The sequence below is a fragment of the Sphingomonas bacterium genome (assembly GCF_028289855.1).
Classification (GTDB): Bacteria; Pseudomonadota; Alphaproteobacteria; order Sphingomonadales; family Sphingomonadaceae; genus Sphingomonas.
The window spans coordinates 1-18,769 of sequence record NZ_JAQGKZ010000078.1 but is presented as its reverse complement, the minus strand read 5'-3'; the positions used below and the strand labels follow the sequence as shown (position 1 = coordinate 18,769).

Here is an 18,769-nt window from a genome sequence, read left to right as displayed (position 1 = left end):
TGCACCAATCCACGAGCGAAGTCACTGATCCGTAGCAGCCGTTGCCAAGCCGCGGCCGCCGCGGCATGCCAGCCGCGTGACCCGCAAGATCATCCACGTCGATATGGATGCGTTCTTCGCCTCGGTCGAGCAACGCGACGATCCGGCGCTGCGCGGGCGGCCCGTGGCGGTCGGCTCGGCGACCGGACGCGGGGTTGTGGCGGCGGCGAGCTACGAGGCGCGCGTGTTCGGCGTGCGATCGGCGATGCCGTCGGTGGTGGCGCTGCGGCGCTGTCCCGACCTGGTGTTCGTGCCGCATCGTTTCGACGTCTACCGCTTCGTTTCGCGCCAGATCCGCGAGATTTTCCACGATTACACCCCGCTGGTCGAACCGCTGTCGCTCGACGAGGCGTATCTCGACGTGACCAACAACCTGAAGGGGCTGCCCTCGGCTACCGCGACCGCTAGCGAAATCCGCGAGCGGATTCTCGATGTGACTCGGCTGACCGCGTCGGCCGGGATTTCGTACAACAAGTTCCTCGCCAAGCTGGCGTCCGACCGGAACAAGCCCAACGGTCAGTTCGTCATTCCGCCGGGGCAGGGCGCGGACTTCGTGGCGGGGCTGGAGGTCGGGCGGTTCCACGGCATCGGGCCCAAGACCGCGGAGAAGCTCAACCGGCTCGGCATCGCGACCGGCGCCGACCTGCGCGCGCGCGACCCGGCGTTCCTCCGCGCGCATTTCGGCAAGGCCGGCGACTGGTATCACAAGATCGCGCGCGGCGAGGATGACCGCGAAGTTACGCCCGACCGCCCGCGAAAATCTTCTGGTTCTGAGACCACATTCGAGCAGGATCTTGTCACGCCGGATGAGGTTCTGGCGGCGGTGCGGCGGATGGCCGACCAAGTGTGGGACTGGTGCGAGCGCACGCGGACCAGCGGCAAGACCGTGGTGGTCAAGGCGCGCTACGCCGACTTCCGCATCGTCACGCGCAGCAAGACGCTGGGTGTCGCCGTGGCAAGCCACGCCGATTTGATCGCGGTGTCCGAGCGGCTGATCGCGACGCTGTTTCCGCTCCGCGCGGGGATTCGGCTGATCGGGGTGACGCTCGCGTCGATGGCGCCGCTGGACGAGGCCGATCAGCTCGCGTTGCCGGTGGATTAGCCGAACCGATACGGGTCGAAACACGCCGCATCGGCGTCGGGTTCTCCCGCCAGTTCGCCCGCGATCAAGTCCGCCGCCAGCGCGGCAAACGATACGCCGTTGCCGCCGAATGCGCCGGCCAGCCACAAATGACCGTGGTTCGCCGCGCGGCCGATCGCTGGGAGGCCGTCGGGCGATCCGCCGAACGCCGCGCTCCACGCGCAGTCGATCGCGACGTCGGGCACGGCGATCATCGCCGCCAGCTTGCCGGCGATCGTCCCGCTCTTTTCGGCGATCAGCGCGTCGCGGCGGCGCGCGTCGGCGAAATCCTCGTCCTCGCCGCCGGCGATGACTCGGCCATCGGCGGTAGCGCGGGTGTAGAGATAGGGCGTCGACGCTTCCCAGATCATCGCACCCTCGCGCCACAACGGCGCGGTGCCGGGCGCGGTGGCGATCGCGTAGCTCGACCCGACGGTGAAGGCGGGCGGCACGAACCACGCGGCGCGTTCGTAGCCTGTGGCGAGGATGATTTCGCCGGCCCGCACTCGAGCACCGCTGTCGATGATCAGCGTATTCCCTTCGATCCCGACCGCATCGCACGGGAAATGGATGGCTGCACCGTGACTCCGCGCGCGGTGAAGCAGGCCAAGCGTCAGCCGGACCGGATCGACCTCGTAGCATCCGTCCGATAGCAATGCCCCACGCGGCGCGATGCCAAAGCGGTCGGCGACCGTGGACGCGTCAAGAAAGACCGACGGCAGGCCGTGTCTGGCCCGCATTTCGCCCTCGGCAAGCAGTGCTGCATCATCGAGCAGGTTACCCGCCAGATACAGTTCGGGCCGGTCGATCCGCGAGCAGTCCACGCCGGTCGTGTCGATATGCTCGGCCAGGTCGCGCATCGCCCGATACACCCGTCGCCAGCGCCGCGCTGCCTCAGCCTCGCCAATCTCCTTCGCCAGGTGCGTCAGCGGCACATCCGCCGCCCACATCACCAAAGCGGTCGAGGCGGCGGTGCTGCCATGCGCGGGCGGCCGGCGGTCGAGCAAGACGACACTACGGCCTTGGGCGGTGAGCCGGTCGGCGAGCATCGCGCCGACCGCGCCCGCACCGATGATCGCGACATCGACCGCACCGGCGGGCAGCGGATCCGATGTGAGCGTGGTGTCATCGTCGGCGGTCCAGCATGGGCAACCGCCGCGCAAGTCGCGATGCTCGGTCAGGCCGATGGCTGCGGAGATCGATGACGGCATGAAAGTCCAATTCGAAACGCGTCCGAATCGTTCCGCCCTTATCGAACGCACATCGCGCTCCTATCTTCGCCGCATCCAGCGAAGGAGCCATCCATGACCGACCCGACCGACTATGTGCCGCCCAAGGTGTGGACGTGGAACAAGGACAATGGCGGCCAGTTTGCCAACATTAATCGCCCTATCGCCGGCGCGACGCACGACAAGGAATTGCCCGTCGGCAAGCACCCGCTGCAGCTTTACTCGCTCGGCACGCCGAACGGGGTGAAGGTGACGGTTATGCTCGAGGAGTTGCTCGCGGCGGGGCACGCCGGTGCGGAATACGATGCCTGGCTGATCAACATCCGCGACGGCGACCAGTTCGGCAGCGGGTTCGTTGCCGCCAATCCCAATTCCAAAATCCCTGCCTTGGTCGATCATAGCGACCCCGCCGCGCCGATCCGCGTGTTCGAATCGGGCGCGATCCTGATTCATCTCGCCGAGAAATTCGGCGCATTCCTGCCGACCGATCCGGCCAAACGCGCCGAGGTGCTGTCGTGGCTGATGTGGCAGATGGGCAGCGCGCCGTTCCTGGGTGGCGGGTTCGGGCATTTCTACGCTTATGCCCCGTTGAAGATCGAATATGCGATCGACCGCTATGCGATGGAAGTGAAGCGGCAGTTGGACGTGCTCGACCGCCGGTTGGGCGAGAGCGAGTATCTCGGCGGGGCGGACTATTCGATCGCCGATATGGCGACATGGCCGTGGTACGGCGCGCTGGTGAAGGGGCTGGTGTACGAAGCCGGCGAATTCCTGTCGGTCCAGGATTACACGAACGTCATCCGCTGGACCGACCGGATCGGCGAGCGCCCCGCGGTCAAGCGCGGCCGCATGGTCAACCGCGCGATGGGCGACCCCGCGAGCCAGCTCCACGAACGCCACGACGCGAGCGATTTCGACACGAAGACGCAGGACAAGCTGGCGCCGGCCGAATAAGCCGGTCGCCAGCGGCCTGAGGTCGGTTAGGCCGACAAGCGCCGGGCGTTGGCGGTCGCCTGAGCGTGGATCGGAAGCCACCACGCGCTGGCGACGCTGAGCGATCGTTCCCACCAGTCCAGCATCGTCATGCCGTCGTCGATCAGCGCGGCTTTCAGGTCGGTCACCGCATGCTTCCCCGCCAACGCGCGCGACGCGCCGGCGTTGGCCTTACCGAACGCGCTCGTCTTCTCCGGGATCAGCCGGCCGAACTCCGCGAACGGGATTTTACGCGAGTCGCCCATCCCGGCGCCCAGCATCCTCATGCGCGCCCCGATCACGGCTTGCGATGCGACCATCGTCTCGGTGACCTGGAGCGACAGCCGCCAGGTATCGAACGCGACCGCCGTCAGCCGGCCGAACGGATTGGTAGGTGACGTCATGTGTGCTTCTCCATCGCCGGCCCAACGGACTATCGGCGATTATGTTGCAGCGCACAATAAATATCGTTGATGTGGCCGGACGAGCGGCTTGGTTTACGGATGGCGATCTCACCGCGAGGTTTGGTGGAGCTGAGGGGAATCGAACCCCTGACCTCTGCAGTGCGATTGCAGCGCTCTCCCATCTGAGCTACAGCCCCGCTCCACCCCCGAAAAGGCGCTTCGGCCCCTCGGGAGCGGTGGCCTCTAACGACCAATTTGAGCCTTTGCAACACGCGCCTCTCGGCGTGCGCGTGGCACGTTATTTGGGCCAGATCGGTCCCGGACTGGGGTTCGGCGCCGGTGCGATGACGGCGCGCCAGATCGGCGGGATCGCCAGGTCGTCGATGCGCGGGAACCCGGGAAAGCGCGTGCGCGCGGTGGCGAACAGCGCGCGCGCGGTCGCGGCGCCGGGCGCGGTCACGCTGATGCCGACCCAGCGCCAGTGCCATGGTTCCCACGTTACACCCTGGGCATTGCCTGGCGGAAACGACAGTTCGAAGCCGAATTCTGCGGCATGCTGAAGTAGCCATTGACCGGGCGGGGTTCGCGCGATGCAATCGCTGACGTCGCCGCAGCGCTGCGTGAGCGGGCGGATGCCGAAATCGAGCGCGTAGCCGGTAGCATGCTCGCTATAGCCCGGAGGCCCGGAGCTTTTGGCGCGCTCTGCGGCGTTGGCGCAGCGTTTCCTGGGGCCGATCTGGCTGCAGAAAATCTGGCGCTGGCGCTCGACGGTGCGAAAGCACGACACGCCGCGCAGCTTGCCCTTGACCGCGGGCACCAGGTCGGCGGCGGCTAGCAACTGCGCCATCGCCGCGGCGGCGTCGCGGTGCATCACGCACGGGCGCCCGACACCGAAATCGCCGGGGATCGTGACCAGATCGGCGGGGTTGGCCTCGGGGTAGGGCAGGTGGCCGAGCATGCGCCCGTCGGGCATCGGCTCGACAGTTTGGCCGGGGCACAGCGTGACGGGGGTGAGCGCGGTCGCGGCGGCTGGCGCCATCATCAACAACCACGCCAACCACCGAACCCGCATCGACACGCTCCACCACGAAAACCGGCAGAGTCACTGGCATATGGATGCGGCGTGGCGCAAGCGCGCTATCGGTCGTAGGGGGGCGGACACTCAAACGACAAATCTGTCTCGGACGCGCCTAACGGTACGGGATCTATCCCCGGCACTGCGGCAAAGCACTTGCGCGCCCGCGCGAAAATCTTGCGCGCATCAACTGCGCCTGCTGGCAAATCTTCTGTGGTTTTGGCTGACCCGTTCGCTCCAACCCAGCGCCAATGCCACGGCTCATAGGTGACGCCTTGGCGCGTCTTTTTGCACTTCTGCTTGCCGTCGATAGTGATGCCAAATTCCGCGCAAGGGAACGACAATTCGAACCCGTACTGGCCAGCCACAGTTGCCAACACTTGTCCCGCGGATGTGCCGGCGAAATCTTCAGTCAATTCGCCGCAGTCGGAAGGCGTATTCTTGAGTCCGACGGTTTTGCAGGTCGTAAAATCAAGCGTGTAGCCTGTCGCATGCTCGCTGTATCTGGACGGTGCTGACGATTTCGCTCGATCCTCGGGCTTCCGGCACCATCCTGGATGGCCGTCCGCTGAACAAAAGAGGTCGATTTGGTCGTTTATGCGGCGGTAGCACGAATAGGCAAACAACTTTCGCCCGTCGTCAAGCTTTTGGGCATTCACGTATGCAAGCAGACCGATGAGGGCCTTTTTAGGTTCGGGCAGGAGTTGGCACAGGCGCGGCTTGCTACGTCGATCGACGCCCCAAAGTTCGGGTTTGGTATTAAGCGCCGCTGGCTCGGGCTCGCTCTTGTATGGCAAGTGATTGAGCACAGGTTCGTCGCCATTCCCGGTGATTGCTTTCTCATATGCCGCATCGCGACGCGTATAATCGTCGGGAAACTTGGGTCCGGCAGCCAAGGCGCCGACGGTGAGAAAGCAAAAGACCATCAGTCCGACAAGCCAGCGCATAGTTCGGGTCCTATCTCAGCTTCTGGAGGCTAGCGTCGATGGCTTCGTACTGGCAAGGCGATGCCTATGCTTTTGGACCGAGTTCTTTTTCTCGACGGCGAGGCGCTCGTCATCGACAAGCCCGCGGGCTTGCCGGTCGATCGCCCGCGCAGCGGCGCGCTTAGCCTGGAAAACCATCTCGACAGCCTGACCTTCGGGTTCAAGCGCTGGCCGGTGGCGGTTCACCGGCTCGATCAGGATACGTCGGGCTGCCTGTTGCTGTCGCGCAACCCGAAGGCGCACGCCAGGTTCCAGCAAGCGTTCGAACAGCATCTCGTGCAGAAGCGGTACATCGCTGTGCTTGAGGGGTTGGTCGAAGGGGAGGGGATGATCGACCTTCCGCTCGCCAAGGTTTCCACGCGGGAAACGGGGTGGCGCATGACCGGCTCGCCAGAGGGCAAGTCGGCGCGCACCGGGTGGAAAGCTCTGCGTCAGCAAGACGGGCGGACGTTGGTCGAGTTCCGGCCCGAAACCGGGCGCACGCACCAGATCCGCGTCCATGCGCTCGAAGGATTGGGCGTCGCGGTGGTCGGCGACCCGGTATACGGCAAGGCCGACCCGATCGGCATGCTGCTCCACGCCGCTGAGCTGACCATCCCGCGCGCGGGCAAGGAGCCGATCGAAGCCAAGGCGCCATTGCCCGAGCGGTTCGCGAAAGCCGGGTTCGGCGACGCGCTGGAGCAGCAGGCATAATCGGGCCGATCGGACATGCCGATGATCCCCGTCACCCGATCGATCGGCATCGACAGCGACGAGCTCGACGAAAGCTTCACGCGGTCGGGCGGCGCCGGCGGTCAGCACGTCAACACCACCGACAGCGCGGTGATCCTACGGTTCGACGTGGCCAGCTCGCCCAATCTGCCCGAGGCCGTGAAGAACCGGCTGGCGTCGCTCGCGGGGTCGCGGATGACCAACGACGGGGTGCTGGTGCTGCGCAGCGAGGGCGCGCGGTCGCAGATGCTCAACCGGCAGGAGGTGCGCGAACGCCTGTTCGACCTGATCCGCGAGGCGACGATCGTGCCGAAGAAACGCCGGCCGACCAGGCCGAGCAAGGCGGCGAAGGCGCGGCGGGTCGACGAAAAGAAGGGGCGCAGCACGGTGAAGGCGGGGCGGGGAAAAGTGAGGTTCGAGTAGCTGTTTCCGTCATGCTGAACTTGTTTCAGCATCCATCGCGCCGCAAATGATGTCATCGCTTGCTGCGCGGTGGACCCTGAAACGAGTTCAGGGTGACGGAAGGAAGAGAATGTACGCCTTTGAAGTCGCTTCGGATTCCAAGCCCGACCTCTACAGCGATGTGCTCTCGGCGATCGACGCGATCACCGCGGGCGAGCCCGATGCGGTCGCTAACATGGCCAATACGGCCGCGATCCTGTGGGAATACCTTCCCGATCTGAATTGGGCGGGCTTCTACCGCACCATCGGTGACGAGCTCGTGCTCGGGCCGTTCATGGGCAAGGCGGCGTGCATCCGCATCCCGATCGGCAAGGGTGTGTGCGGCACCGCCGCTGCGACCAGCGCGACTCAACTGGTCGAGGATGTCTACGCGTTTCCCGGCCATATCGCATGCGATGCGGCCAGCCGGTCCGAACTCGTCGTACCGATCCTCGCAGGCGGCCGAGTGATCGCGGTGATCGATCTCGACAGCCCGACGCCGGCGCGCTTCGATGCCGAAGACGCCGCCGGCGTGGAGGCGATCGCACGGATGTTAAGCGACAGGGTTAACGCCTGATTCCTGATCCAGAACGGGACGCGATTCGAACGCCCGCGAAACTGGCGGAAAACCGCGGCTTTTGGTAACACGATCCATGAACGGTCGAGCGGCGTTGGTTAACGTCGGCGGTGCGGAACAGGGAGTGTTAACCATGCGAACCCTTATGATTGCTGCGGTTGTGGCGACGATGGCCTTTGGCGGAACCGCCGCAGACGCGCAGCGAATCGGGCCGCGCGGCAAGCCTCCGATGCCGATGCCAATGCCGATGCCGCCGCAAGGGCAGCCGATGCCGATGCCCAAACCGATGCCGATGCCGCGCCCCAATCGCGGCAGCTGGCAGGGCGCGCCGCGCCCCAATCCGCAGCCGATGCCCCGGCCCAATCCGGGTGGCTGGAACGGTGGCGGTCAATGGCAAGGCGGTGGCCAGTGGAACGGCGGCAATCGCGGGCAATGGAACGGCCGCAGCCGCTGGGGCGGCCGGATCGGCGGTTTCTGGTGGGCTGGCGTCCAGGCGCCGGGCGGCTGGAACTCGTATGTCCGCGTCAAGCGCGGCAAGCGGCTGCCAAGCTATTGGGTCTCGCCCAATTACATCATCAACGATTGGCAGATGTTCGGCCTGGGCGCGCCGCCCTCGGGCTATTACTGGTCGCGTTATTATAACGACGCGGTGCTGATCGACCAATACGGCCAAGTCTATGACTCGATCGGCAACGTCGATTGGGACCGCTATCAGGGCGGCTCGGCCTATGATGAGGACGATGCCGGGTTCAGCGACGGCCGCGGCTATCCGCCCGCCGGCTATCCGGCGCCGCAGGGTCCTGGACCGGGCTATGGCGCGCCCTATCCGGCGCCAGGTTATGGTGGCCCGGGCTATAATGGTTCGAGCAGCACACAGACCTACACGTACACGACCGGCGGGGGATACTCCGGGGGTGGTTATGCCGGTGGTCCGCCGCCGATGGGCCCGCCGCCGCGTATTGCGTATGGCGAGACCTATTATGTCACGCCAGGTTCGACCGTGACGGTCACCATGCCGGGCGCGGTGACGACCACCACGACGACGACGACCGAATATATCTATGAGCGCCGCTATGTCGCCAAGAAGGTTTGGCGCAAGCCGGTCCGCAAGTGGCGGCCGCGCTGCAGCTGCGCGCCGCGGCCGATCCTCGGCAGCTGAGCCTTAACCCTTGAAGGGGGAAAGCCGCCCGTCTCCGCGCAAGCGGGGGCGGGCGGTTTGCTATTTTCGCGGCGCCGGTCCGGCGAAGGTCACGAGGCTCTCCGACCCGTCCGCCGCGACCGCGGAGACGCCGACGAAATTGTCGTCGATCGGCACATTCTTGAGAACGAGCTCGGTCGCGCCGGGGACGTTGCGGCTCATGCTCCAGGTCTGCGTATCGGCGCGGCGCCAGTGGACTCGGTATTTGACCGCGCCGGGCACCGCTTGCCACGCCACCGTCGTGTCGCGCGACAGCGCGCCGGCGACCGTCACGCCCTCGGGCGCGGCGGGGGCGCCCGCTAGCCGGCGGATCGTCGCGATGTTGATCGCGGCGACTTTCGACAGATAGACGAAGTCCATCTTGTCGATCGTGTCGCCGTACGCGACGCCCTTTTCGGTGCGGACGTACTGGTGCTGGCCGTCCCAGCGCTCGGCGGCGACGGTGAAGCGCACCGCGGGATAGCCGAGTTCGAGGAACGGCAAATGGTCGCCGCCGCGCCCGAAGCGGTCGGGCCGTCGCACGATGAACGCGTCGAGCCCGCCGGGGATTCCCGCCGCCACCCCGTCGATCGTCTTGGCGAGCGCGCGGCTGGGGCCGTCATCCTCGCCGCCATTGGCGCGGCGCGCGAGGTCGCCCTTGAGATCCTCGACATTGCGGATGCCCTCGGAAAAAACGCGGACGGTGCGGTTGGCGATCACGCCGTCCTTGCCGACCGAATTGCCGACGATGTCGTTGTTGAGCATCGCGCTGACTTGCCAGCCGCGTTCCTTGGCGGTGTCGGCGAGCAATTTGCCGCCCCACAATCCCTGCTCCTCGCCCGAGAAGACGGCATAGACGATCGTCGCCTTGAACTTGTGGCGTGACAGCAGCCGCGCCGCCTCCAGCACCACCGCGACGCCCGAGGCGTCGTCATTGGCGCCCGGCGCGTCGGCCTTCGAGTCCATCACGTCGCCGACGATCGAATCGATGTGCCCGCCGACGATCACAACACGGTTGGGATCGCTGCCCTTCTGGATGCCGAGCACGTCAACGATCTCGACGCCGTTCGGCGCGCGCGGACCGGTGAAGGTGCGCGCGATCGTCTCGGTAGTGATGCACCCGCCGCACGTCGCGCCGATCGCCTCGAACCGCGCCTTCGCCCAGGCGCGCGCCGCGCCGATCCCGCGCTTGGGATCGGTCGGATCGGACAGCGAATGCCGCGTGCCGAAACCGACGAGCGCGGTGACCGTCGCCTTCATCGCGGCGGGCGAGGGTGCCTCACTTGCCGGCGCGGCGGCGAGGAGCAGGACGATAGGCGTCTGCAATAAGCGCTTCATGTCGTTCCCCTAGCTCAACCGGTCGATCGCCTCGCGGTCCAGACTCCCCGGCACGATCATGATCGGCACGGTCAGTTTGCCCGAATCGGCACCGGCGAAGTGCGCGACCAGCGGACCGGGGGCGCCGCTCGCCGCCGCACCGAGCACCAAAGCGGCGATGTCCGGATTGGCTGCGATCATGTCGAGGATGATCTTCGGCCCGTCGCCTTCGCGCACGGTGATCGACGGCTTCAATCCCGATTCCTCGAGCAACGTCCCCGCCGCGCCCGCGACCAATGCTTCGGCATGGAGCCGTGCTTCCTCCTCGATCGTCGCCTGGACGCCACCGAACGCGATGAATTCCTGCGGCGGCAGCAGCGCGAGGATCTCAACCCCGCCGCCGGTCTTGACCGCCCGCCGCGCGGCAAAACGCAGCGCGACCCCGGCCTCGGGCGTATCGTCGATCACCACCAGGTAGATGCGCATGGTCGCGGCCCCTTTTTGGCCGCTGACGCGGCGGCGGTACCCGCCCGCTCCCCCGCCCGACAGCCCAACCACGAATATTCTATGGGCGGTCGGGTGGGGGGAGCGGGCCGGTACCGTTCTTCAAAACAATACGTGGCGCGGAACAGCCGCCCGCGCAAGCGCCCGGTCTTGACCCGAACGGTGGGCGGGGCGAAAGCGTTGGCGACGGTCCGCCTCCCCGGGACGGGCGCCTGAGAGGACGAAGAATGCCCATCGAGATCAAGATGCCCGCGTTGTCGCCGACGTTGGAGGAAGGCACGCTGGCCAAGTGGCTGGTCAAGGCAGGCGATACGGTGAAGTCGGGCGACCTGATGGCCGAGATCGAGACCGACAAGGCGACGATGGAATTCGAGGCGGTCGACGAAGGCGTGATCGCCGAGATCGTTGTTCCCGAGGGCACCGATAACGTGAAGGTCGGCGCGGTGATCGCGATCCTGGCGGGCGAGGGCGAGGATGCTTCCACCGCGAAAGCCGCGCCAGCGCCCAAGAACGAAGCGCCCAAGGCAGAAGCGCCGAAGGAAGAACCTAAGGCTGCTGCTCCTGCGCCCTCGCCATCCCCGGCGCCGACTCCCGCCGCATCGGGCGATCGCGTGAAGGCGAGCCCGCTCGCGAGGCGGATCGCCGCCGAGAGGGGCATCGAGATTTCGGCGCTGAGCGGCTCCGGCCCCAACGGCCGGATCGTCAAGGCCGATGTCGAAGGCGCGAAGCCCGGCGCGGCGCCCTCGCAAGCCGGGAGCGTGTCGGCGGCGGAAGCGCCCGCGGCTGCGGCCAAACCGGCGACCGTGCCCGACATCCCGCACGAGGCTGCCAAGCTTTCCAACGTCCGCAAGACGATCGCGCGCCGCCTGACCGAATCGAAGCAGACCGTTCCGCACATCTACCTGACGGTCGATATCCGGCTCGACGCTTTGCTCAAGCTGCGCGGCGATCTCAACAAGAGCCTCGAGGGGCGCGGCGTGAAGCTGTCGGTCAACGACCTCATCATCAAGGCGCTGGCGGTCAGCCTGATCCAGGTGCCCAAGTGCAACGTCATGTTCACCCCCGACCAGCTGATCAGCTTCAGCCGCGCCGACATTTCGGTCGCGGTATCGACCCCGTCGGGGCTGATCACGCCGATCATCGTCGGCGCGAACACCAAGGGCGTCGCGGCGATCTCGACCGAGATGAAGGACCTCGCGGCCCGCGCGCGCGACAACAAGCTCGCTCCGCATGAATATCAGGGCGGCACCGCCAGCCTGTCGAACATGGGCATGTTCGGGATCAAGCAATTCGAAGCGGTGATCAACCCGCCGCAGGGCATGATCATGGCGATCGGCGCGGGCGAGAAGCGGCCGTACGTGATCGACGATGCGCTGGCCGTCGCGACGATCATGTCGGCGACCGGCAGCTTCGATCACCGCGCGATCGATGGGGCCGATGGCGCCGAGCTGATGCAGGCGTTCAAGGCGTTGGTCGAAAACCCGCTGGGGATGCTGGCGTAACGCCATGTCGGGGCACACCGTCGCCGAATTCTGCTACATGCTCGCCAGCGCGGCGGTGACGTGGTTCGTCGCGTGGGGCGCGGCGTGGAGTTATCCGCAAGGCGCCGGGACGATCTGGCCGATCGGTTGGGTATCGATCGCTTTCGTCGTCGGGTTGGGGTTCAAGCCGTTCTGGGATTCGTGGCGCGCCGACAAATTGCGCGCGCGGCACGGCGACGATGGCTGACGCTCCCCCCGACCGCGCGCCCGACATCCGCGTGACGGTGATGGCGGCCGATGCCAACCCGTACGGCACCGCGTTCGTCGGCTGGCTGTTCGGCCAGATGGCGCTGGCGGGCGGGAGTTTGGCGTCGCGGCGGACCGGCAAGCGCGCGCCGGTGGTCGCGGCGGATGGGTTCGAATTCACCGCGCCGGTTGCGGTCGGCGACGAACTGTCAGTTTGGGCGGAGGTGGCGCAACAGGGTCGGACCTCGATGACCGTAGAGACCGAGGCATGGGGCCGTGACAGGCATGGCGAGAAGACAAGCCGGGCAGCGAAGGGCCGCTTCGTGTTCGTGGGGGTTGACGGCTAGTGATTTCTCCATCTCTCAAGGCGGCTAGCGGCACATCGCGTTTCGACGATGTTACGCAGGCGATGGCGGTGACATGGTGGGTTTGTCTTCCGATCATGACGGTAATTGCCACGGCATGGTTCGGGCTTGTCGATGGATTCAATTTTAGGCCGGAAGAGACCATCTGGGAGATGGCCGCTATGCTGATCATCGGCGTGGTGATGATCATGATTGTAGGTGCTATCGTAAGCCTTACCGGTTTTCTGCTTTTCGGTTTGATCGCTGGTTTTGCCATCCGCTGGTGGGGCGGAGGGCGCGCCAAAAACATGGGGATTGGTTTGTCGGTCTGCGCCGTTGGCGGTGCAGTTATCTAGTACTTGTTTTACTCGATGGGTCCCGACGACCGGCTTGGTCTGGCTTTTGCCTATATCTCATTGATCTCGGCACCGATCTACGGCGCGGTCCTGAGTGAAGTTATCACGAGGAAGTTCAATGCCTGACACCTACGACCTCATCGTTCTCGGTTCCGGGCCCGGCGGCTATGTCGCGGCGATCCGCGCGGCGCAGCTGGGGCTGAAGACCGCGATCGTCGAGCGCGAATTGCTCGGTGGGATTTGCCTCAACTGGGGGTGTATCCCGACCAAGGCGCTGCTGCGCTCGGCGGAGATTTATCATTACATGCAACACGCGAAGGATTACGGGCTGGTCGCGGAGAAGATCTCGGCCGACCTCGACGCCGTAGTGAAGCGCTCGCGCGGGGTGGCGAAGCAGCTCAACCAGGGCGTCACGCACCTGATGAAGAAGAACAAGATCGCGGTGCACATGGGCAGCGGCAAGCTGCTCGGCGGCGGCAAGATCGAGGTGACCGGCGACAAGGGCAAGGAGGTCCTGACCGCCAAGAACATCATCGTCGCGACCGGCGCGCGGGCGCGCGACCTGCCGGGTACGCCCGCCGACGGCAAGCGCGTGTGGACGTATCGCCACGCGATGGTGCCGCCTGAGATGCCGACCAAGCTGCTGGTCATCGGTTCGGGCGCGATCGGGATCGAATTCGCCAGCTTCTACAAGGACATGGGCGCCGAGGTGACCGTGGTCGAAATGCTCGACCGGATCGTGCCGGTCGAGGATGCCGATGTCTCCGCCTTCCTCGAAAAGGCGCTCAAGAAACAGGGCATGACGATCATGACCAAGGCCGGGGTCGACAAGCTCGAGGTCGGCGCATCGGGGGTCAAGGCGACGATCAAGGACAAGGACGGCAAGGCCGCCACGTCCGAGTTCAGTCACGTCATCGTCGCGATCGGGATCGTGCCCAACACCGAGAATATCGGGCTGGAGGCGCTGGGCGTCGCGATGGACCGCGGGTTCCTCAAGACCGGGCCCGACTGCAGGACTAATGTCGAGGGACTCTACGCGATCGGCGACATCACCGCGCCGCCCTGGCTGGCGCACAAGGCGAGCCACGAGGGCGTCATCGCGGCCGAGGCGATCGCGGGCAAGCATCCGCACGCGATGGACCCGCTCAACATCCCGGGCTGCACCTATTGCCACCCGCAGATCGCCAGCATTGGGCTGACCGAGGCCAAGGCGAAGGAAGCGGGCTACGACCTCAAGGTCGGCACCTTCCCGTTCATCGGCAATGGCAAGGCGATCGCGCTGGGCGAGGCCGAAGGGTTCGTGAAGACGGTGTTCGACGCGAAGACCGGCGAGTTGCTCGGCGCGCACATGGTCGGCGCCGAAGTGACCGAGATGATCCAGGGTTATGCCGTCGGCAAGACGCTGGAGACCACCGAGGCCGAGCTGATGGAGACGGTCTTCCCGCACCCGACGATCAGCGAAGCGATGCACGAAAGCGTCCTCGCGGCGTACGGACGAGCGCTGCATATCTAGTTTGGGTCGGAGGGGGCCATCGTGCTCAGATATCTAGCGCTCGTACCGGTCACCCTGCTGATTGGTGCCGCTCCAGCGGACAAGTTTGGCGCGGATGACTATGCGTCGGATGCCAAGTCGCTCGCCGGATTGATCCGCGACAATTACGCTTATCTCGACGACCTGCCCGGCGGGGTGGTGCCGTCATCCCCGCAACTCGACGCCGAACGCGACGCGGTGCGCGACCGCGATTCGCTGCTCCATTATGCCGAGGACATGATCGCGGCGCTGGCCGATCACCATGCACTGACGGGCAGCTCGTTCAAGGACGATTGGGGGATCGTGCCCAGCTACGCCGATATCTGGATCGTGAAGCGCGGAGATGCGTACGTCGTCGATGCCGTCAAGGACGGCAGCATCGCGGCGAAAGCGGGCGTGCGCGTCGGTGAGCGGCTGGTGAAGGCCGACGGCCGGCCGATCGACGCGGCGGTCGCGGCGTTCTGGTCGCGGCTGGGCCTACAGCCGGTCGGCGAGCGCGCGCCCTTCGCCGCGCGCGTGATCGCAACGGGGAGGCGCGACCGGGCGCGCGTGCTGACGTTTGCCGGGCCGGGCGGCGAGCGAACCCTTACACTCGACAATCTCTACGATAATCAACACGACCGTGCCGATTTTGTCCTTAAGCGGTCGAATGATGGGAAAACGATAATCCGCTTCGGCAATTCACTCGGTGAAAACACAACGATTGCGACGTTCGACGCGATTATGGCCAAAATTCCTCCGAGCCAGCCGGTAGTGCTCGACCTGACCGACGTGCCTAGTGGCGGAACAAGCAGCGTAGCCCGCGCAGTCATGAGTTGGTTCATCACCAAACCGATGCCCTACCAAATGCACCAATTGCCGTCGGAAGAGCGCGAGACGGGCATCAAGCGGCAATGGGTCGAATATGTCCTGCCACGGCCCGGTAAATACCACCCCGGCCCGGTCAGCGTGCGCGCGGGCCGCTGGACCGGCAGCATGGGCGAGGGGATAGCGGTCGGCTTCCTGGCGCTGGGCAAGCCGGTGTGCGGTGGGCGGATGGCGGGCCTGAAGGGCGGGGTGTACGATTTCGACCTGCCCAAGACCGGGCTACGCGTGAAATTCCCTGCCGAGCGGATCTACACCGTCGCGGGCGCGCCGCGCGAGAAGGTGGTGCTCAAACCGTGTATGCCCTGAGCGGATGACCACGCAGCACACACCACGACAGATCCTCGCGCCGCTGTTCGCGATCCAGTTCCTCAGCTGGAGCGGCATGTTCTGCCTGTGGATCTACGCCGTGCCGGTGATCACGCGGTTCGTACTGCATGCTGCGCCAGAGACTATGACGTACCGGAGCGGCCTGATCCTGATCAGCGCGTGTTTCGCGTTTTACGCATTGCTCGGCGCGAGCCTGTCGTTCGTCGTGCCCGGCGCGGTCGCACGCTGGGGAAACGGGCTGGTGCACGGCATCGCGCTGCTTATCGGCGGGGCCGGGATCGCGACGGTCGGGCTGGTGACCGGACCGGCCGGGCTGGCCGTCGCCTTTCCGATGATCGGGGTGGGATGGGCGAGCATATCGACCGTCCCCTATGCGATCGCGAGCGCCGCCGCACCCGAAGGGCGCGGCGCGCACGTCATGCGCGTGTTCGGGTTTTCCACGGTCATTCCGCAAGTCGTCGTGACGATCGGGCTGGCGGTGATCGTCCCGCTGTGGCTGGGCGACGCGGGCAATCGGGTGCTGGTCATCGGCGGCGCGATGATGGCGGCGGGCGGGCTGCTCACGCTCGGCTGGCGGCGGCGGCTCGACCTTCCGATCGATCCGTGGTGACCTAGCGCGCGGCGAACTCTGTCGTCAGCGTCTGGAAATCCTCCATCGGCGGGAATTTCTCGTACGGGTGCGGAGAGCCGGCGAGCGCCCAAGGCAGCGCCTCGCTGGTATAGGTCTCAGCGAACGGCACGAACCATGACGGATCGTCGAGCATCGTCGCGCGGACGTTGACCACGCCCATCGCGGGCGGGACTTCGGTGAACATCCAGCTCTTGCACCAGTCGCAATGCTGATGGCGCCCCTGGTCGCCGTGCATCCCGCCGATCGCCGTTTCGCCCTGCGTCACCGCGAAGCCGTCGACCGGCACGATGACCGTTGTCGAAAACGCGCTGCCGGTCATCCGCTGGCACCCGGTGCAATGGCACAATATCGTGATCAACGGCGGCTTCGTAATTTCGAACCGCACCTTGCCGCAGCGGCAGCCGCCCGCCATCGGTAACGTCCATTCTGCCATGGCATTCCTCCGTCTGATCGTGCAGCCTTAGCGCATGAATCGGGGAGAATTTCCATGCAGCCGTTCGCGATCCTGTGGCCGACCTTTGCGCTGGTAGCGCTGATCGTCACGATCTGGTTCGTCCTGTTCCTCCAGCGCATGCGCCATATCCGGAGCAGTCCGCCGACCGCGGCCAATCTGGCGAGCGGGGAGGCGGCGATGCGCTACTTCGCGCCGGTCGAGATGCCGGCGAACAATTTGCGCAACCTGTTCGAGATACCGGTCCTGTATTTCGCGCTGGTACCGTTGCTAATGATCACGCATCAGGCGCACCCGGTGCAGATCGCGCTCGCCTGGCTGTTCGTCGCATCGCGCGTCGCGCACAGCGTCGTTCACGTGGTCGTCAAGCGCGTACCGTTGCGCGCGATGATCTATATCGTATCGTGCGGGCTGCTGTTCGCGATGTGGATCGGGTTCTTCATCGACACGATCAACGCCGCCACCGCGTACGACGCGGCGATGGCGAATGTGACGATTTGACCGGCCTAGGCGGCTTCTTCGGTCTCGCTCGGCGCGTCGAACATCTTGAATTCCTTGGGCGCGCCAAGCGCCGGTTGCGCAACGCTGACCGGCGCGGCCTTCAGGTTGGACGTGTGGCGCAATCGGCCGTCGATCTGCGCGCCATTCTCGATCGAAATCGATTCGTAGTCGACGTCACCGGAGATGCGCGCGCTCGCTTCGACGACGAGCTGGCGGATCGCGACCGATCCCTCGATCGCCCCGGCGATCCGCGCACTTTCGGCGCGCACCATGCCCTGAACCGATGCTTCGCCGCCGAGCACCAGATTGCCGCAATCGAGATCGCCTTCGACTCGCCCCTCGACGTGCAGGTCGGCGGTGGCGTGCACGTTGCCGGTCACCACGACGTCGGGACCGATCACCGAAAAGCCGCCCGGCGCGGCGCGCTTGCCGTTGCTGGCGGGCTGAAAGGTCGATGACGCCGGTGCGTCGTCGCGCTTGTTGAACATGTAATGACCCCTTCGTCGCGATTCCCGATTCGCGCGACCCTAACAGGCGCCGGGCTCAGGCCGGATAGGGGATGTAAGGATTAAGCGGTAAGCCGTTGTCATTGGCTGGCGAGGTGAGGAACGCGCGCGCGACCAGTACGGTGGCGGCGATTATCGCCATCGCGCCGAACGGCGCAGCACCAACGACCGCCAGTAGATAACCGATGGAAACGAGCGCCGCGATCACGGCGCTACGCCGCCGGATCGCCAGCGCGCAGCTCAGGGCGACAGCGAGCAGGAAATCGTGCGTTTGCATATACGGGAGCAGGCCGGGGAGGGCGAGCGCGATCAGTAACGCCGCAGGCAACTGCGCGTCGTTACGCGGTGGGCAGGCCGAAAAATACGCCGCGAGCCACGCCGCCGCACCGATCGCCATTGCCATTGCCAGCCCCGCCAGCGGCAGGCTGCCGAGCCATGGCAGCGCCTGGACGATGCTCCACAGGTTGGGCGCGTTGTCGGATAGCGACGGGGTCGGTCCGATCGTCAGAAAGTTCGGCACGATGCGCGCCGCCGCCGATGCCGGCACCAGCGCGACGATTGCCAGCGTCAACCACGTCCGCCTCAACGCGTCGCGCGCGGCGGCAAAGCCGGTTGGCGGGAAGGGGGCAGACGATAGTGGCATCACGGTGTAATAGGGCATCGCCGGTTAGCGCCGCGTAAAGCCGATATGCGGCTCCCCCGGTTGACCATATCCGACTCCCCGTTTATAGGCGCGCCCGCTCCACAGGCAGTTTTGCCGTGCGGAGCAGAGCTGAACGCTGCCGGAAGACGCGGGTCATGGGATGTGCCGAGAGGCGCCCAACGACCCTTTTTCGTTTTTTCCAAAGGCTCCCGGCAAAGTAACCGCCAGATTTTCTGGTAACACAAAGGTGAAGGGCTTCATGCCAACGATCAACCAGCTGGTCCGCAAGGGCCGCGACCCGCAGAAGGCCAAGTCGAAGGTCCCTGCGATGGA

23 protein-coding genes, 1 tRNA gene and 1 pseudogene are annotated in these 18,769 nt (G+C 65.7%); 15 read left to right on the top strand and 10 right to left on the bottom strand.

What is annotated here, in order from left to right; all coding sequences use genetic code 11:
• The first annotated feature begins 76 nt into the window (after nt 1-76).
• Nucleotides 77-1,141, top strand: coding sequence for a DNA polymerase IV (gene dinB / locus JWM94_RS08805; protein ID WP_299425139.1), 1,065 nt, complete (start codon nt 77-79; stop codon nt 1,139-1,141).
• On the opposite strand, the gene JWM94_RS08800 is transcribed toward dinB, so the two are convergent.
• Nucleotides 1,138-2,370: an FAD-binding oxidoreductase gene (locus JWM94_RS08800; RefSeq protein ID WP_299425136.1), complete on the bottom strand. Its 1,233-nt coding sequence runs from the start codon at nt 2,368-2,370 to the stop codon at nt 1,138-1,140. The two genes, dinB and JWM94_RS08800, sit on opposite strands and share 4 nt — an antisense overlap.
• Nucleotides 2,371-2,463: 93 nt before the next feature.
• On the opposite strand from JWM94_RS08800, the gene yghU reads away from it, so the two are divergent.
• A complete protein-coding gene (gene yghU / locus JWM94_RS08795; protein WP_299425133.1) occupies nt 2,464-3,342 on the top strand; it encodes a glutathione-dependent disulfide-bond oxidoreductase in 879 nt (292 codons plus the stop codon).
• Nucleotides 3,343-3,368: 26 nt separating this feature from the next.
• Here the strand turns inward: yghU and JWM94_RS08790 are convergent, their stop codons facing one another.
• The 4 genes from JWM94_RS08790 to JWM94_RS08775 form a co-directional block, all read right to left on the bottom strand.
• Nucleotides 3,369-3,764, bottom strand: coding sequence for a hypothetical protein (locus JWM94_RS08790; RefSeq protein WP_299425131.1), 396 nt, complete (start codon nt 3,762-3,764; stop codon nt 3,369-3,371).
• 121 nt (nt 3,765-3,885) lie between these two features.
• Nucleotides 3,886-3,961: transfer RNA gene (locus JWM94_RS08785), tRNA-Ala, on the bottom strand.
• A gap of 101 nt (nt 3,962-4,062) precedes the next feature.
• The gene (locus JWM94_RS08780) at nt 4,063-4,836 is read right to left on the bottom strand and encodes a M15 family metallopeptidase (protein WP_299425128.1); all 774 of its coding nucleotides are present in this window, start codon (nt 4,834-4,836) and stop codon (nt 4,063-4,065) included.
• A 65-nt stretch (nt 4,837-4,901) separates the two neighbouring features.
• A complete protein-coding gene (locus JWM94_RS08775) occupies nt 4,902-5,786 on the bottom strand; it encodes a D-alanyl-D-alanine carboxypeptidase family protein (protein ID WP_299425125.1) in 885 nt (294 codons plus the stop codon).
• A 66-nt stretch (nt 5,787-5,852) separates the two neighbouring features.
• Between JWM94_RS08775 and JWM94_RS08770 the strand changes: the two genes are divergently transcribed.
• The 4 genes from JWM94_RS08770 (at nt 5,853) to JWM94_RS08755 (ending at nt 8,713) form a co-directional block, all read left to right on the top strand.
• Complete coding sequence (locus JWM94_RS08770; protein WP_299425122.1) at nt 5,853-6,518, top strand: RluA family pseudouridine synthase; 666 nt, start codon at nt 5,853-5,855, stop codon at nt 6,516-6,518.
• Nucleotides 6,519-6,533: 15 nt separating this feature from the next.
• Entirely contained in the window at nt 6,534-6,959 is a 426-nt protein-coding gene (gene arfB / locus JWM94_RS08765) for an alternative ribosome rescue aminoacyl-tRNA hydrolase ArfB (RefSeq protein ID WP_299425119.1), read from the top strand.
• Nucleotides 6,960-7,068: 109 nt separating this feature from the next.
• Nucleotides 7,069-7,554: a GAF domain-containing protein gene (locus JWM94_RS08760; RefSeq protein WP_299425116.1), complete on the top strand. Its 486-nt coding sequence runs from the start codon at nt 7,069-7,071 to the stop codon at nt 7,552-7,554.
• A gap of 133 nt (nt 7,555-7,687) precedes the next feature.
• Complete coding sequence (locus JWM94_RS08755; RefSeq protein ID WP_299425112.1) at nt 7,688-8,713, top strand: RcnB family protein; 1,026 nt, start codon at nt 7,688-7,690, stop codon at nt 8,711-8,713.
• Between the two features lie 60 nt (nt 8,714-8,773).
• Here the strand turns inward: JWM94_RS08755 and JWM94_RS08750 are convergent, their stop codons facing one another.
• Together JWM94_RS08750 and JWM94_RS08745 are read right to left on the bottom strand one after the other, a co-directional pair.
• A complete protein-coding gene (locus tag JWM94_RS08750; protein WP_299425109.1) occupies nt 8,774-10,069 on the bottom strand; it encodes a M28 family metallopeptidase in 1,296 nt (431 codons plus the stop codon).
• Nucleotides 10,070-10,078: 9 nt separating this feature from the next.
• Nucleotides 10,079-10,534, bottom strand: a complete 456-nt coding sequence (locus tag JWM94_RS08745; protein WP_299425106.1) for a universal stress protein — start codon at nt 10,532-10,534, stop codon at nt 10,079-10,081.
• Between the two features lie 245 nt (nt 10,535-10,779).
• Here JWM94_RS08745 and JWM94_RS08740 point away from each other — a divergent pair, with 245 nt between their 5' ends.
• The 7 genes from JWM94_RS08740 to JWM94_RS08710 all read left to right on the top strand — a co-directional run bounded on the left by JWM94_RS08740 (nt 10,780) and on the right by JWM94_RS08710 (nt 16,314).
• On the top strand, nt 10,780-12,054 hold the full coding sequence (locus JWM94_RS08740; protein ID WP_299425103.1) for a pyruvate dehydrogenase complex dihydrolipoamide acetyltransferase: 1,275 nt from the start codon (nt 10,780-10,782) through the stop codon (nt 12,052-12,054).
• Between the two features lie 4 nt (nt 12,055-12,058).
• Entirely contained in the window at nt 12,059-12,280 is a 222-nt protein-coding gene (locus JWM94_RS08735) for a hypothetical protein (RefSeq protein WP_299425101.1), read from the top strand.
• Nucleotides 12,273-12,626, top strand: a complete 354-nt coding sequence (locus JWM94_RS08730; protein ID WP_299425098.1) for a hotdog domain-containing protein — start codon at nt 12,273-12,275, stop codon at nt 12,624-12,626. The genes JWM94_RS08735 and JWM94_RS08730 overlap by 8 nt, the downstream gene beginning before the upstream one ends.
• The gene (locus JWM94_RS08725) at nt 12,626-12,979 is read left to right on the top strand and encodes a hypothetical protein (RefSeq protein WP_299425095.1); all 354 of its coding nucleotides are present in this window, start codon (nt 12,626-12,628) and stop codon (nt 12,977-12,979) included. The genes JWM94_RS08730 and JWM94_RS08725 overlap by 1 nt, the downstream gene beginning before the upstream one ends.
• A 118-nt stretch (nt 12,980-13,097) precedes the next feature.
• Nucleotides 13,098-14,492, top strand: coding sequence for a dihydrolipoyl dehydrogenase (gene lpdA, locus JWM94_RS08720; protein ID WP_299425092.1), 1,395 nt, complete (start codon nt 13,098-13,100; stop codon nt 14,490-14,492).
• A 21-nt stretch (nt 14,493-14,513) separates the two neighbouring features.
• Nucleotides 14,514-15,683 carry a S41 family peptidase gene (locus JWM94_RS08715; protein ID WP_299425089.1) on the top strand — a complete coding sequence of 390 codons (1,170 nt, stop codon included), beginning with the start codon at nt 14,514-14,516 and terminating at the stop codon, nt 15,681-15,683.
• Between the two features lie 4 nt (nt 15,684-15,687).
• Nucleotides 15,688-16,314 (top strand): hypothetical protein, encoded by a 627-nt coding sequence (locus JWM94_RS08710; protein ID WP_299425086.1) that lies wholly within the window; start codon nt 15,688-15,690, stop codon nt 16,312-16,314.
• Nucleotide 16,315: 1 nt separating this feature from the next.
• Here the strand turns inward: JWM94_RS08710 and JWM94_RS08705 are convergent, their stop codons facing one another.
• Nucleotides 16,316-16,768, bottom strand: a complete 453-nt coding sequence (locus JWM94_RS08705; RefSeq protein ID WP_299425083.1) for a GFA family protein — start codon at nt 16,766-16,768, stop codon at nt 16,316-16,318.
• Between the two features lie 54 nt (nt 16,769-16,822).
• Here JWM94_RS08705 and JWM94_RS08700 point away from each other — a divergent pair, with 54 nt between their 5' ends.
• Nucleotides 16,823-17,287, top strand: a complete 465-nt coding sequence (locus tag JWM94_RS08700; RefSeq protein ID WP_299425081.1) for an MAPEG family protein — start codon at nt 16,823-16,825, stop codon at nt 17,285-17,287.
• Nucleotides 17,288-17,292: 5 nt separating this feature from the next.
• Here JWM94_RS08700 and JWM94_RS08695 read toward each other — a convergent pair whose 3' ends face one another.
• Nucleotides 17,293-17,775 carry a polymer-forming cytoskeletal protein gene (locus JWM94_RS08695; protein WP_299425078.1) on the bottom strand — a complete coding sequence of 161 codons (483 nt, stop codon included), beginning with the start codon at nt 17,773-17,775 and terminating at the stop codon, nt 17,293-17,295.
• Between the two features lie 55 nt (nt 17,776-17,830).
• Nucleotides 17,831-18,454, bottom strand: a complete 624-nt coding sequence (locus tag JWM94_RS08690) for a hypothetical protein (protein WP_299425076.1) — start codon at nt 18,452-18,454, stop codon at nt 17,831-17,833.
• 241 nt (nt 18,455-18,695) lie between these two features.
• Here JWM94_RS08690 and rpsL point away from each other — a divergent pair.
• Nucleotides 18,696-18,769 (top strand): annotated as a pseudogene (rpsL, locus tag JWM94_RS08685) (30S ribosomal protein S12); the annotation flags it as partial.